This window comes from Kitasatospora sp. NPDC056181, assembly GCF_042266225.1.
Classification (GTDB): domain Bacteria; phylum Actinomycetota; class Actinomycetes; order Streptomycetales; family Streptomycetaceae; genus Kitasatospora.
Window position 1 is genome coordinate 1 of record NZ_JBHJUK010000036.1, and the last position, 13,616, is coordinate 13,616.

At 71.4% G+C, this 13,616-nt stretch carries 7 protein-coding genes; 1 reads left to right on the top strand and 6 read right to left on the bottom strand.

What is annotated here, in order from left to right; translation table 11 throughout:
* The first annotated feature begins 203 nt into the window (after window positions 1–203).
* A complete protein-coding gene (locus ACFC1F_RS16280; RefSeq protein ID WP_376158839.1) occupies window positions 204–1,817 on the top strand; it encodes an alpha/beta hydrolase in 1,614 nt (537 codons plus the stop codon).
* A gap of 146 nt (window positions 1,818–1,963) precedes the next feature.
* Here ACFC1F_RS16280 and ACFC1F_RS16285 read toward each other — a convergent pair whose 3' ends face one another.
* The 6 genes from ACFC1F_RS16285 to ACFC1F_RS16310 form a co-directional block, all read right to left on the bottom strand.
* The gene (locus tag ACFC1F_RS16285; protein ID WP_376158841.1) at window positions 1,964–2,092 is read right to left on the bottom strand and encodes a hypothetical protein; all 129 of its coding nucleotides are present in this window, start codon (window positions 2,090–2,092) and stop codon (window positions 1,964–1,966) included.
* Window positions 2,093–2,214: 122 nt separating this feature from the next.
* Window positions 2,215–3,492, bottom strand: a complete 1,278-nt coding sequence (locus tag ACFC1F_RS16290; RefSeq protein WP_376158843.1) for an MFS transporter — start codon at window positions 3,490–3,492, stop codon at window positions 2,215–2,217.
* Window positions 3,489–5,348: a hypothetical protein gene (locus ACFC1F_RS16295; RefSeq protein WP_376158845.1), complete on the bottom strand. Its 1,860-nt coding sequence runs from the start codon at window positions 5,346–5,348 to the stop codon at window positions 3,489–3,491. The genes ACFC1F_RS16290 and ACFC1F_RS16295 overlap by 4 nt, the downstream gene beginning before the upstream one ends.
* The gene (locus ACFC1F_RS16300) at window positions 5,345–6,568 is read right to left on the bottom strand and encodes an ATP-grasp domain-containing protein (protein ID WP_376158847.1); all 1,224 of its coding nucleotides are present in this window, start codon (window positions 6,566–6,568) and stop codon (window positions 5,345–5,347) included. Before ACFC1F_RS16300 ends, ACFC1F_RS16295 begins: the two co-directional genes overlap by 4 nt.
* 56 nt (window positions 6,569–6,624) lie before the next feature.
* Entirely contained in the window at window positions 6,625–7,641 is a 1,017-nt protein-coding gene (gntD, locus tag ACFC1F_RS16305) for a guanitoxin biosynthesis L-enduracididine beta-hydroxylase GntD (protein ID WP_376158849.1), read from the bottom strand.
* 51 nt (window positions 7,642–7,692) lie between these two features.
* Complete coding sequence (locus ACFC1F_RS16310) at window positions 7,693–13,527, bottom strand: amino acid adenylation domain-containing protein (RefSeq protein ID WP_376158851.1); 5,835 nt, start codon at window positions 13,525–13,527, stop codon at window positions 7,693–7,695.
* Window positions 13,528–13,616: the final 89 nt, after the last annotated feature.

Genomic DNA, 13,616 nt, shown 5'->3' on the forward strand with positions numbered 1-13,616 from the left:
GCGGTCATCCGCCACCCGTGGGGGAGTCGGGAGCTGGCGGTGAACCGTCAGCGCGCCGTGGATCCTGCACCGGATGGCCCGTCAGAGCACGGAAATCACTGCGACATGACGGTTGGCCAGAAGAATTCGTTGTCGTTCATGGTCTTCCCCTCCCGCGCCCCGGCTGCCAGGCTGGCCGGGTTTGCAGAACCGGAGGAGGTCGCGTGTCCCGCATACCCAGTCTGGCGTTGGCCGTTGCCAGCGCGTTCGCTCTCGTCGCCGGAACCGCCGTCGCGGCGGCGGCCGCACCCGAACCACCCTCGGCCGCGCCCGCCGCCGAGGCCCGGGTCGACCCGGTCGCCTGGACGCCCTGCAACCCCGACCCGACGAAGCCGGACCCGGGGATCTACGACTGCGCCGTCTACCCGGTGCCGCTCGACTACGCGGACCCGTCCGGCGAGAAGATCGGCATCGCCATGATGCGCCGCCGGGCCGGGGACCCGTCCAAGCGGATCGGCTCGCTGTTCCTCAACCCCGGCGGCCCCGGTGGCAGCGGCTACCTGTGGGCCACCACCAGCCGGTTCGGCCCCGATGTGCAGGCCCGCTTCGACCTGGTCGGCTTCGACCCGCGCGGCGTCGCCCGGAGCAACCCGCTGAAGTGCTTCACCACCGACGAGGAGGCGAGCGCCGTCACCGACCGGCAGGTCGGAGTACCCGTCACCAAGGCCGAGATCGACGGCACCCTGGCCGCCACCCAGGACTACACCGACGCCTGCGAACGCAACGCCGGCCCGCTCATCGAGCACATGTCGACCGAGAACGTCGTCCGCGACCTCGACCGGATGCGCCGGGCCGTCGGCGACAAGCAACTGAGCTTCGCCGGGTTCTCCTACGGGACGCTGATCGGCGCCACCTACGCCAACATGTACCCGGACAAGGTCCGCGCGCTGATCATCGACGGCAACGTCGACCCCAACCTGCGGCTGCACAACGGCCTGGAGTACGACCGCCAGCGCGCCGGCGGCTTCGAACTCGCCCTGGACGAGTACCTGAAGCGCTGCAAGACGGCCGGCGCCCCCCGCTGCGCCTTCGGCGACGGCGACACCCGGGCCAAGTTCGACGCGATCCGCGACCACCTGCGCACCAGCCCGGTCACCCTGCCGGACGGCACCAAGGTCACCCTCTCCAGCTTCACCAGCCAGGTGGCCAACGCCCTCTACGCGCAGACCCGGCAGGCGCCGCTGGCCAAGTCGCTGCAGGCCCTGCACGAGGTGCTCCAGCAGCAGGGCGCGCCGTCGCTGGCGGCCCCGAAGGCCGCCGACGACGCGAACGTGCTGGCCGTGACCGTTCCCACCGCGCTGCGCGAGGCCCTGCCGGAGACCCCGTACAGCGCCGACGACTCGTACTACGGCGTCAACTGCCAGGACAAGCCCTACCCGTCGAACCCGCGGGTCTTCGCCAACGTGGCCCGCGCCTGGGAGAAGGAGTCGCCGACCTTCGGCCGCTACCAGGCCTTCGACGCGCCCGCCTGCGCCACCTGGCCGGCCCCGGCACGTGACGTCGAGCGGTACACCGGCCCCTGGAACCGCCGCACCGCCAACCCGGTCATGGTGATCGGCAACCTCTACGACCCGGCCACCCAGTACAAGTTCGCCCAGAACATGCAGCGCCAGCTCGGCAGCGCCGTGCTGGTCAGCGTCGACGTGATCGAGCACTGCGCGGTCGGCCGGAGCACGGAGCTGAACAAGCTGGTCACCGACTACCTGGTGAACAAGGCCCTGCCGGCGCCGGGCCAGCTGCTGAAGCCCGACGCCGAAGCCTTCCCGCCGGTCGCCTGACGGTCGTGCACCGGGTCCCGGCGGCCTGATCCGCACCGCGAGGCCCGCCCCGGGGCACCATGCCCGGGGCGGGCCTCACCCGTGCCGTTCCCGCGGCCTTCGTCCTCGGTGAGCCTCCGGAGGGCGGGGCCGGCCCGGGGCGCGCGTCAGAGGTCGGTCAGGGGGACGTCCGGGTCGGCCAGGGCCTTCGGGTCCACCGGCCCGGTCCTGACCAGACTCATCATCCGCCGGGGCTTCGGCTTCCGCAGTGCCGACGCGGTCACCGCTCTCGTCATGCTCTGCTTCGTCGGCAACCGTCCGACCCCGCCCCGGCGGTCAGGTGGAGCGCATGGCACACGACGCAGCCGCCCGGTTCGCGAGGAACCGGGCGGCCGACGGGTGATCAGGCGCAAGACTTCTAGGCACCGGCGGTCTGTTTGACGGGCTGCCTTGGCGCCGCCGAGGCAACGGTGAGGCGGCGCAGGTCGCGGCTGAGCAGCGCCGCCGCGGTGGCCAGCACCACCAGCGCGGCGCCCCACAGCAGCGTGGCCCGTTCACCGATCTGGCGCGCCACCGGGCCTGCCGCCATCTCGCCGATAGGCAGCGCCATGAACGACCCGAGCGCGTCGTAGGAGTACACCCGGGCGAGGCGGTCGGCGGGGATGTTCTCCTGGAGCGACACGTCCCAGGCCACGCCGAACTGCTCCAGCGCTACCCCGTTCAGGAACATCGCCACCCCGAGGAGCAGGGCGCCCGGCGCCTCGGCGAGCACCACCAGTGGCACCGCCTCCAGCACGACCAGCGCCACGCCAAGGCGCAGCGCGTGCCTGGCACGCGAGCGCGCCGCGAGGAAGCCGCCCGCAACGGCGCCGGCCATCTGCGCGGCCAGGACGGCGCCCCATAGGCCGCGCCCGAAGGTGTCGTCGGCGACTCCGAGCCCGAGGACCTGGATTCCGCCGGCGACGACGGCGTTCACCACGGTGAACTGGAGCACCACGGCCACCACCCAGGTGCGGGCGGTGAACTCGCGCCAGCCCTCCTTCAGCTCATGCAGCGGGCGGGAGCGTTCGGCGGGTTCGACGGACTCGGTGTCGCTCGCCGCGATCTGGACGCCGCGGAAGCACAGCGCGGCAAGAAACAGACAGAGCGCGTTGACCGCGAGGCCCCACCCGGGGCCGATCAGGGCGGCGAACACACCGCCCAACGAGGCGCCGATGATCATGCCGATGTTGGTGGCCATCCGCATCAGGGCGTTGGCCGGGCGCAGCACGTCCGTCGGAACGGTCTGCGAGGTCAGCGCCGCCGAGGCCGGCAGCGAGAGCGCGGACAGGGCGCCGTTCGCCACGCTGAGTACCACCAGCAGCGGGATGGAGGTCCAGCCGAACAGCACGGTCAGCGCGACCACGCCCTGCACCAGGGCGGCGCCGATCGCCGAACCCTGCAGGACCAGGGTCCGGGAGAACCGGTCGGCGACGACGCCGCCGAGGAGCAGCAGCACGACGTTGGCCAGCGATCTCGCACCCACAACGAACCCGAGGTCGGTCGTCGACCCGGTGAGGTCGAGCACGGCGAAGCCGAGCACCACGGGTGCCATCGCGTTGGCAAAGTAGATCAGCAACCGCCCGCTGGCGAGCTGCCGGAAGTTGCGGTGCCGCAGCGGCAGGAATGTCTGGTTGTCCACGAGGGACGGCCTCATGCGGTCGGACTCCCAGGGCCTCGGCGAGTGCCGGCCGGCGTCGGCGGGGACACGGTGAAGTGCACGCGCCGGGTGGAGACGCCGAGGTCGTGCACCGCGTACGGGGTGAAGTAGTACGCCTGGGGCGTGGCCTCGGCGGCGATCTCGATCGCGAACTCGCACCGGGCGCTCTCCCCGGCCCGGACCTCCTTCCGGGTCAATGCCGGAACCGCGCGGCCGTTCAGGTACATGGGCAGCACGATACCGGTGTTGACGGTGCCCGCCCGGTGCGGAGAAACAGTGACCGAGATGTGCAGCGTGGTCCCGGCCTCCATCTGGTCGGGGGCCGTTACCCGGAGGTCCGTGCCGTCCACCGGGGAGTTGACCACGTCACCACAGCGCGCACAGACGGCCTGCACGGTGTCCGCGATGACCGGGAGCCGACCGCGGCGGGTGTAGCTGCGCAGCGGGCGGCCGCAGGCGCAGGGCCAGTCGAGGTCGACGGGGTCCTCGGCGGTGCTGCGCTCGCCGAAGTGGGTCGGGAACTGCAGCACGGGGTCGTCGTGGTGCTTGGCGATCCGGTGGGCCAGGGCAAGGTCCAGGGACTTGGTCTCTTCGGCGATCGCGGCCAGCGCCGGCCCACCCTCCAGGGGTGACAGTACGACGGTGCGCGCCGCGTAGCGCAGCATGCTGTCGGAGAGCTGCTGCAGTCGCGGGCGCAGCGGGTAGTCCGCGCTCAGCAGACCGCTGTTGAGCATGCCGGACACCCGCGCCCCAAGAGTGTGCAGGGGGAGGCCGGCGCCGTCGTCGGCGACGACGGCCGGCTGCTCGACGCCAGAGCCGGACCGCAGCCCGATCTGGACGAAGGACGGATAGGGGTTGATGTCCCTCAGCCGGTCGTTGATCGCCCTGGCCGCGTTCCGCTCGGGAGAGCTCTCGGTGAGCCAGGCGAGGTTCTCCGGTCGCGCGCCATCGCAGGCCGTCAGGGTGGCAACGACGGTCTGGGCCGGACCGTCCAGCGCGTCGAGCAGGATCACGTACTTCGGGTCGTACATCGCGTGGTCGGTCAGCGGGCCGCTGAAGCAGTTGGCGAGCACCAGTTCCGCGGCCTTGATCCGCCGAGTGGGGATCAGCTTCTCCTCGGGCTTGGTGCAGCCCAGCCCGTACGCGCACTTGGGACCGGGCAGGTCCGGGTCCCGCTCGCCGACCGGGCTCAGCCCGCAGAGGGTGAACCGGCCGAGATTGAGCTGGTCGTCCTTGCCGTTCCCGTGGAACAGCACCCGGCGCCAGACCCGGTCCAGGGCGATGCCCTGGATGTCCCGGTGCCGGACGTCCTCAGCGCCGAACCAGACGGTGCCGGGGGCCGCAGGCTGGGTGTCCAGCTCCGAGATCATGCCGATCTCACCGTGTGGCGCGGCGTTCGCGTACTGCTTGGCGATCACCCAGCTGAGGGTGTGCGCGTCCCGGCCGGTGAGCAGGAACAGGTCGCGGTCCTGAGCGTAGGTCTGGTCGACGGTGTCCTGGACGGCCTCCGCACGGAGCTCGGCATAACTGCCGAGGAGCAGGACGGAACCGGTGTCGGGCAAGTCCGACACCTTGTCGACCCAGGTGCGGGCCAACGGCCCGGCGAGGCGTCGCACCGCTTCGGGCAACGAGGTGCCGATGATCACACCGGTGTCAGCGGGCTCCGGGGCTCGCCGACCGGCGTAGACGGACCGCGACAGCGCGATCCCGTCGAGCAGGTCGCCGCGCGCCCCGGTCCACACCGGGATCGTAGCGGGGCCGGTGCCGTCGGCCAGCCACTCGGTCACGGCCCGGGAGTAATCCGGCAGCGCCTCGTGGGCGACGAACAAGGAGTCCTGTCCAAGGTCGGTCATACGTCCGCCACCTTGAGCTCGAAGTGGTCGAGCACGGCCTGCATGCGCTGCTCGACCTCGTCGGCGGAGGCGCCCTCGACGTGGACGTAGCCGGTACTGGCGTGCGAGGCACGCGGCGGGTCGAGCAGGTCGCCTGGCTGGGCGGTCAGGTGGACGCCGATGACGCCGGGCAGCCGGAGCAGCTCCTCCTCGGTGCTGATGCTCACCAACCGGCCGGGCCGGGTGGGCAGCAGCAGGTCGCCGACCGCGCGGTCCAGGGTGTAATCGGGCACCGGGACCCGGTCGAGATAGGTGTCGAGGATGACGTTCAGGAAGTCGAAGCCGTACGCGAGCCCGTGGTTCATCGGCACCTCGCAGCCGCTGAGGCGGGCCGCGACTTCGCTCATGAAGAACTCGCCGTCCTCGGTGAGGAAGAACTCGCCGTGCAGGTAGCCGTACGGGATGCTCAGCCCGTCGGTCAGCTGCTGGGCCAGCGCCTTGGCGTCGACCGGGAGCTGCTCGCTCGGCGCGTACGTGATGTTGGCATTGATCGCTCCGTCCAGGACTTCGATGATCGGGCGGGGGTTCTTGGAGAGGTAGGCGTCCACGACCTGACCGCGGGCGATGACAGCGCAGAGCTGGAACTCACGGCCCGCGATGTACTGCTCGACCATCCACTCCAGTGCCGGGTCGAGCGACGGGATGTCGACGAGGCCTGCCGCCGAGTCGATCCGGTATGTGCCGATGCAGGAGTCGGAGTCGATCGGCTTGAGAATGACCGGCCATCCGTGGTCGGCACCGAAGGCCTCGACGTCCGCCAGGACGGTGACCGGGCGGTAGGCCGCGTGCGGGATGCCCAGCTCGGCGTACCGGTCCTTCATGGTCTTCTTGTTCCGCACCCAGGCGACCTGCTCCTCGGTCAGGTGCGGCAGCCCGACGAGGGCGGCGAAGTGCTGGGCAGCCGCCTGAAGGGCCTCGTTCGGATTGCAGAAGTACTGCGGGCGGACGCCGACGGTCTCGATCCAGGCCAGGTACCGCTCCGCCTCCGCCTCCGGCTCGGCGGCGGTTGCCAGGGTGAAGGTCGGCACGTGGGCGGTGCGCTCGACGTACTCCGGGGTGAGTTGGACGGAGTCGAACCTCAGCAGCACGACCGCGACGTCGTCGCGGCTGAGCACACTGTCGGTGAAGGTCGCGCGGCGACTCTCGACCAGAAGAACGACGGGGCGGATGGGGGCGGTCATATCGGCTTCCTCGCTGGGGCAGAACTGGTGAATGGCGGTGGGGAACGGCCGGGCGGTCACCCGATGACGCGGGTCGTGCCGTCCAGGCGCCCGGGTCGGGTGCGCCTCAGGTCGCGGACGACGTTGACGCGCTTGAGCCAGCGGTCGGCACCGTTGAAGCCGGCCCGGAACGCGCGACGGCCGTGCACCACGTTGCGGTTGTCGACGAAGCAGACGTCGCCGGTGCGGATGAAGACGTCCGCCAGGTTGGCGTCCAGGTGTTCGATCGCCCAGTCCAGGGCCTGCGCCGCCTCGGCGTCGTCGGGCTGGGCTCTGAAGAAGTCGCGGTCGATGCGCAGCACCGGGACATCGGCGTGGCCGCTGAGGATGGCAACCGGGTCCATCGGCGCCTCGTCCTCGGCGAACTCGTGCGAGGAGTCGGGAATCGCGACGAACCTCGGCTGGGCGAGCACCTGCGCGACGGTCGCGGGCATCCGCCGGACGTCGACGTGTGAGACGGTGGTGGCCACCTCCGTGCCGTTGCGCAGCGCGAACAGGCCGACCCAGTCCGCGCGGTGCGGGGAGAAGGCATCCTCGGTGTGCCAGCCCAGTTCGAGTTCGCTGGAGGCGGAGATCAGGCTCTGCTCGTACCCACGGCTCGGTAGCACGTCCGTGACCAACCGGCCGGACTGCTGGGTGGCCCAGCCGATGACGTCGCCGAGCAGGGCGGAGTACAGAACCAGTAGGGCGCCGTAGACCTGGCTCGGCTCGGTGTCGGCCGCGCTCCAGTGGTCGGGCGTACGGCCCAACGCGGTCTGGTCGACCAGATTGCCGCGGATCACAGCCGTGTGGGTCAGCTCGTCGCGGCGCGCGCCGTTGAGGTGCCGGCGCACCGCGAGCGGCAGCTCCTGGGCGAGCACCGGAGCCTCGTCGAGGAACCGCAGGTCATTGGAGGCCTTGAACATCCTCACGCACTCCACAGCCAGCTCGTGGGCCGCGCGGGCGTCGTGCTCGGTGAGGTCGAGGACGTGGTGGTACAGGTCCGGGGTCTCGGCCTGTCCGTTCGCTGCAGGGGTATGGGCCATCGCAGTCATGGAGAAACCTTGTGTGTTTGTGGGTGGTTGGACCGTCAGGGCGAAGCGGGATCAGCCGCCGAGCCGGAGGTCGGCAGCCGGCTGCTCACTGAGGAAGTCGAGACAGAGATCGCGCAGGTCCTCGGGGTGGACTTCCTGCCAACCGGTCGGCACCGGTACCTGCTTGGGCCACAGGGCCTGCCGGCCCCGGCCGTCGGCGACGACGACGAAGGTCCCGTACTCGTCCTCGAAGGGGTCCCCGGCCCACGGCTCGTCGAGGATCTCCAGCCGGCCCGCACCGTCGCGCCGGGCGGCGCGGACGGTGCGCCACATGCGCTCGCCGGAGGTCTCGAAGGGGTCGGGGACGAAGCGGTCGCCGGTCGCGTCGGGTCGGTTGGCGTACCCGAGCGCGAGGCCCGCGCCCGCGAGGTACAGCGCACCGGTCCCACCGGGGGGCACCGGCCGCAGTTGGGCGTCGAGCACGTGCGCGCGGTGGTTCCAGGCGGGTCGTCCGTCGGCACCGGGCCGGTGGGCGACCACCGTACGGGCCTCGGGGCAGCCGGCCCGAACGGTCAGCGAGAGTCCATGGTCCCTGGCAAAGGTGTGGATCTCAGGGCTCACGTCGTCCCGGTCGGTGGACACCGTGAAGCAGCTCGGAGCAACGGCTGCGCGGCCCGGCTCGTCGTACGCGCCGGCCAGTGCGGCCAGCAGCGGCTCGGTGGAGACAGCGTGGTCGGCGCCGCTGTCCTGCAGCCAGTTGAACAGACCGGGCAGGTCGTCGTACCGCTTCGCGTCCGGCACCAGCACCGTGGCTCCGGCCGCGAGCGACTCCAACAGGTCGAGCGCGGCAGCGACGCCAGGGTAGCCCGGGTGCAGCCAGGCGCTACGCGCCCCCGGCTGCTCGGCCGAGCGCCAGGCGGCTACGGTGGCGATGCCTTCGGCGCCGATCAGCACCTCGCCGACCTGCGGGGTGCCGGTGGCGGCCAGCAGCACCGGGTGCGACGGGGTCAGCGCCTCGGCGGGCCAGGCTCCCTGATCGGCGCGGCCGTCGTCCTGACCGTCGTCGAACGCGGGTCCGAACGCGAGTCCGGACGCGAGTCCGGACGCGAATTCGGACGCAACGTCGAGCAGCAGGCGGGCGGTCGGGCCGGTCGTCTCGGGGACAGCCTGCGCGGCGGCGGTGTCGAGCAGGAGCACGCCGGCCCGCTCCGCGAGAGCAGCCGGGAGCGCGCCCGGGTCGAAGGGCAGGCAGATGGCGCCCGCCTTCGCGACCGCCAGCACAGCTGCCGCGAACCCGAGCGGGGAGGCGATCGCAGTGGCCACGGCCGTGCCCGGCCCCACGTTGTACTCGGCGAGCGTGCGGGCGAGCCGGTCGGAGTGGCGGCCGAGCTCCGCGTACGTCACCTGCCGCGAGCCGTCGTCGAGCGCGACGGCGTCGGCCTGCTCCCGGAGCCGGGCCGCGAAGAGCTCCGGCACCGTTTCGGCCGGGACGTCGTGACGCTCCCCCGCCCAGGCCCGCTGGGAGCGTTCCAGGGCCTGGTCCGAGAGCACCCGCAGCGCGCCGATGCCCTGTCCTGGGTCGGCGAGGGCCGAGACGAGCAGCGTCACCAGACCGTCGAGCAACGCCGAGACCGCCTCGGCGCCGATCGCGCCCGCGCGGTAGGAGGCCTCGACCTCGATCCCCAGCGGCTCGCCGGTCGCGCTCTGCCGCTCCGTCAGCACGAGCGCCAGGTCCGCGTCCGGGTGTGGCCGGCGGGGCTGTTCGGCCCGGACCACCAGGTCGGCGGTCTCAAAGGTCGCCCCGGCCTGCAGGGCGGTGGAGAAGACCACCCCACCGGCACGGGCCGGCACGGGCTCCTGGCGGAACGCCGCCAGTTGGGTGGCGCGGACCCGCTGGAGCAGCGCGCCGAAGGCGGGGTCGCCCGAGGTGTCCGTTCGCAGCGGCACCGTGCAGGTGTGCCGGCCGACCGCGGACCGCAGGCCATCGCTGCCCCGTACGGGGACCGGGGTGGCCAGCACGACGTCGGTGCCCGCGCCGAGCCGGGTGAGCAGGGCCGCCAGGCCTGCGTGCACCGCCATCGCTACGGTAGCGCCTTGGTCGGCCGCGAACTGGACGAGCCGACGGTGCAGTTGGGCATCGATGACGGTCCCCGCCCGGCCGACCTGCGTGCTGTCGGCATCGGCCTTGGCCCCTGGCAGCGGAGTCGGCTCGGGGATGTCCGCCGCCGGCCCGGGCCGAGCAGCGGCACCACCGAGGGCGGTGGAGGCCGGCCAGCGCGGTGCCTCGCCCACCGAGCGGGCCTCGTATGCGCGGACCAGATCCGCAGCGAGCGGCAGGTACGAGGCGGCGTCGATCAGTTCGGGGCGGAGCGTGAGCAGCACCAGGTGGTTGTCCGGCGCGAAGGCGAACAACTGGGCGGTGATGGGGAGTTCCGCGCCGAGCGGGCGGCAGCCGGCATCCGCCGACAGCTCGGCCGCGGTGGCCTTCCCCGGCGGCTCGGCCGTCAGCGTTTCGACCACCAGGCCGGACAGCGCCTGATGCCGGCGGGCCAGGTCCTTCAGCGCGGACTCCAGGGCCTTGACGTCCAGGGCCCGGTCGAACCGCATGGGCAGCACGAGGTTTCCGGTGCCGCCCTCGGCACCGCCCCGCCCGCCGAAATGGCCCGCGTCACCGGCCAGGGCGGCGAGCCCCTGCACCGTCGGCGCCTCGTACAGCGCCCGGGTGCCGGGGTCGACCCCGAGGGTGGCGCGCAGGCGGGCGACCAGGCGCGCGGCGATCAGCGAGTGCCCGCCAAGGGAGAAGAAGTCGGAGTCCGCGTACACCTCGCGCTTCGGCAGTCCGAGGACCTCCGCGAACAGGTCACGGACGATCTCCTCGATCGGCGTCCCCGGCGGGGTGCCGGGCATGGTGGCCGCGAGCGTCGGGGTCGGCAGAGCGCGCCGGTCGACCTTCCCGTTCGGGGTGAGCGGCAGGGCTTCGAGCGTCATCAGCGCAGCCGGGACCATGTAGTCCGGCAGTTGCTGCTGGAGGTAGCCGCGCAGGGTCACCGCCAGGTCGACCGTGCTGTCGAAGGCGGTGGGGTTGTTGGCGCAGTCGCCGACCTCAGGGGCCTCGGCGGCGTCGAGGGCGTAGCCGGCCGTCAGCGGGCCGGCCTCGGTGCCGGGAGCGAGCAGGACGATGTCGACGGTCTCGACCGCGCCGGCCCCCCAGGTCGCGAACGCCCGGTACCCGGCGCGCTCGCCGAGGGCGCAGAGCTCCTCCGGATCGGGTGCGGCGCCCGTCTCGGCCGACCTCTGTACGGCCTCGGCGAGGCCGACGCCAGAGTCGAGCGCCCGCATCACGGTCCACTCCTGGTGGATACGGGCGTTGGGCACCCCAGCGATCCGCAGGGCGGCGGGTGCCTCGGCCTGCAGATACGCCTCGAGCTCGGCGGTGGAGCCCAGATCCGTGCCCCAGCCGAGCCGCGGCATCTCCCGGAGGTCCGCGATCGGCTCGCCAGTGCTCAGCACGGCCTCGTAGCGGTAGCGGGTGAGCTCGTTGTGATGGGTGCCGCGCTTGACCCGGACGTCAACCGCGCGGATCGCCGGCAGCTCCCGGGCCAGCGCGGTGAACAGGGCCGGGGAGAGCAGCAGTTCAGTCTCCAGCTCGACCCGCTGGCTGATCGACCGGCGGACGCTCTCGCTGTCCCGGTCGTCCTCGCCGTCGCCTGCCCGCACCAGCTCGACGCCGGTCTGCATGCAGCGCAGCAGGTCCAGGTTCCGCAAGTCGCCGAGGAAGAACGAGCCGCCCGGGGCGAGCAGCGGCAGCACGCGTTCGACCACCGTCCGCAGGTACTCGACGTTGGGAAAGTACTGGATGACCGAATTGATCACGACCGTGTCGAAGTGGCCCACCGGCAGCCCGTCCACGACGTCGGCGGCCTGGCAGCGCAGGTTGACCCTGCCGCGCAGGCGAGGATCCGTCTCGGTCTGGGCGCGCAGCGCCTCGATCACCGACGGGGAGAAGTCGCTTCCCCAGTACTCCTCGCAGTCCGCCGCGAGCTGGGACATCAGCAGGCCGGTACCCACGCCGATCTCCAGCACCCGGCGCGGCCGGAGCTCCCGAATACGGTCCACCGTCGTCGCACGCCACTCCCGCATCTGGTCGAGCGGGATCGGCAGGTCGTCGTAACTACTGTTCCATCCGACGAAGTTCTCGCCAAGGTCGGCGGAATCGGCGTCGTCGTAGAGAGTTTCGTAAATCTCCCGCCACTCGGTGACCTGGCTGGCCGACTCCGCGGCGGCGACACCCGCCGGCACCACGTGGGCGATCAGCCGCCGGTCGTCCTCGGCCTGCTGGTACACCGAGGCCACGGCCTCGGAGACCGCAGGGTGGGCGGCGAGGACCGCCTCGATCTCGCCCAGCTCGATCCGGAACCCGCGCAGCTTGACCTGATTGTCGACACGGTCCAGGAACTCGACCGCGCCATCCTCGCGTAGCAGGACGTGGTCGCCGGTACGGTAGAGCCGACCCGAACCGGGCTCGACCGGGTTGTCGACGAAGCGCTCCCGGGTGAGTTCGGGGCGGTTGAGGTAGCCGAGAGCGAGGCAGGGTCCTCCCAGGTACAGCTCGCCGGAGTCGCCAGGGGCAACTGGCCGGAGAGCGTCGTCGAGGACCAGGCCGATCGTGGCGCCGATCGGTCTGCCAATCGGGATTGTTCTGGCGTCCTCCGCCACCTCGGTGATCTCGTACCAGGTGGCGAAGGTTGTGGTCTCGGTGGGCCCGTACACGTGCAGCAGATGCTTCGGCGGCTCGGCCGCCAGCACCTGGCGTACCCTCCGCGGGTTGCATGCCTCGCCGCCGAAGAGCAGTACCCGAAGCTGCCCGAAGGCCCAAGGCCGTTCCCGGGCAATCTGGTTGAACAGCGCGGTGGTCAGGAACAGCACGGTCAGTCCGTGTTCCTTGACGGCCCGCTCGAACGCGGCCGGGTCCACCACGGTGTCCTTCGGCAGGCCGACCAGCCGCGCGCCGGCGGTGAGGGCGCCCCAGATCTCGAAGGTGACCGCGTCGAAGGCGGGGTTGGCGGCTTGTGCCATGACGTCGCGCGAGGTGAGTTGCACGTAGTCGGTGGAGTGCAGCAGATCCAGCACGGCCCGATGAGGAACAACAACTCCCTTGGGAGTACCGGTGGTTCCGGAGGTGTAGCAGATGTAGGCGGGGTCCTCGCGGGTCGGCGTCACCTCGGGCAGGTCGGCCGGCAGTCCGGCGATCTCCTCGGCGAGGGTGTCCACCGCAACCACGGCCGCACCCATGCCCTCGCAGTCCGCCGCGAAGGAGCTCTGCGTCACCACGGCGCGTGCAGCACAGTCCCGCAAGATCAGCCGGCGGCGTTCCATCGGGTGTAACGGATCCACCGGCACATAGGCTGCCCCTGCCCGGATGATCGCGAGCAGGGCGACCACCAGCTCGGGGCCGGCCGGCAGACAGGTGACCACGTGGTCGCCGAGCCCTACGCCCTGCGAGCTCAGATATGCCGCCAGCCGGTTGGCCCGGCGGCTCAACTCGCCGTAGTTCAGGGCGATTCCGGAGTCCGGATAGTCCACGGCCACTGCATCGGGGTCCCGGGTCGCATGCCACTCGACGAGGCCCGAAAGGGACGGGGTGGCGGAGCCACCTTGGGCACTGCGTATACAGACGGTTAAGTCGGCCATTCGTGCATCCCCCATGGCAAAGACCAGGCGTGCGCGGACGCCTGCCGTTCGGTGAAGTCCCCAGCTGCTCCGAAAGTGTCCGCTGCTGGGGATCCTGTGTCTCAATACCGGTGCTGCGATCGCCAGGCTATGTGGTGAGGTGGGCATGGTCAATGGCGGGAAGATCTTGTCTTCGGCGTCGCCCTCGCGTAGTCGAGAAGGGGTCCGCACGGTCATCGGCTCTGCCCTGTCGTCGGTGGCGACCGATTTGTGACGGCGTGTCAGGATAGGGCGCGAATGACGTCAACGACCTTGCGATTGTGGCG

Bases quoted from the DNA above. Each gene is read 5' to 3' on its own strand.
- ACFC1F_RS16285 (WP_376158841.1), bottom strand. From the start codon at position 2,092: ATGACGAGAGCGGTGACCGCGTCGGCACTGCGGAAGCCGAAGCCCCGG.
- ACFC1F_RS16290 (WP_376158843.1), bottom strand. From the start codon at position 3,492: ATGAGGCCGTCCCTCGTGGACAACCAGACATTCCTGCCGCTGCGGCAC.
- ACFC1F_RS16295 (WP_376158845.1), bottom strand. From the start codon at position 5,348: ATGACCGACCTTGGACAGGACTCCTTGTTCGTCGCCCACGAGGCGCTG.
- ACFC1F_RS16300 (WP_376158847.1), bottom strand. From the start codon at position 6,568: ATGACCGCCCCCATCCGCCCCGTCGTTCTTCTGGTCGAGAGTCGCCGC.
- gntD (WP_376158849.1), bottom strand. From the start codon at position 7,641: ATGACTGCGATGGCCCATACCCCTGCAGCGAACGGACAGGCCGAGACC.
- ACFC1F_RS16310 (WP_376158851.1), bottom strand. From the start codon at position 13,527: ATGACCGTGCGGACCCCTTCTCGACTACGCGAGGGCGACGCCGAAGAC.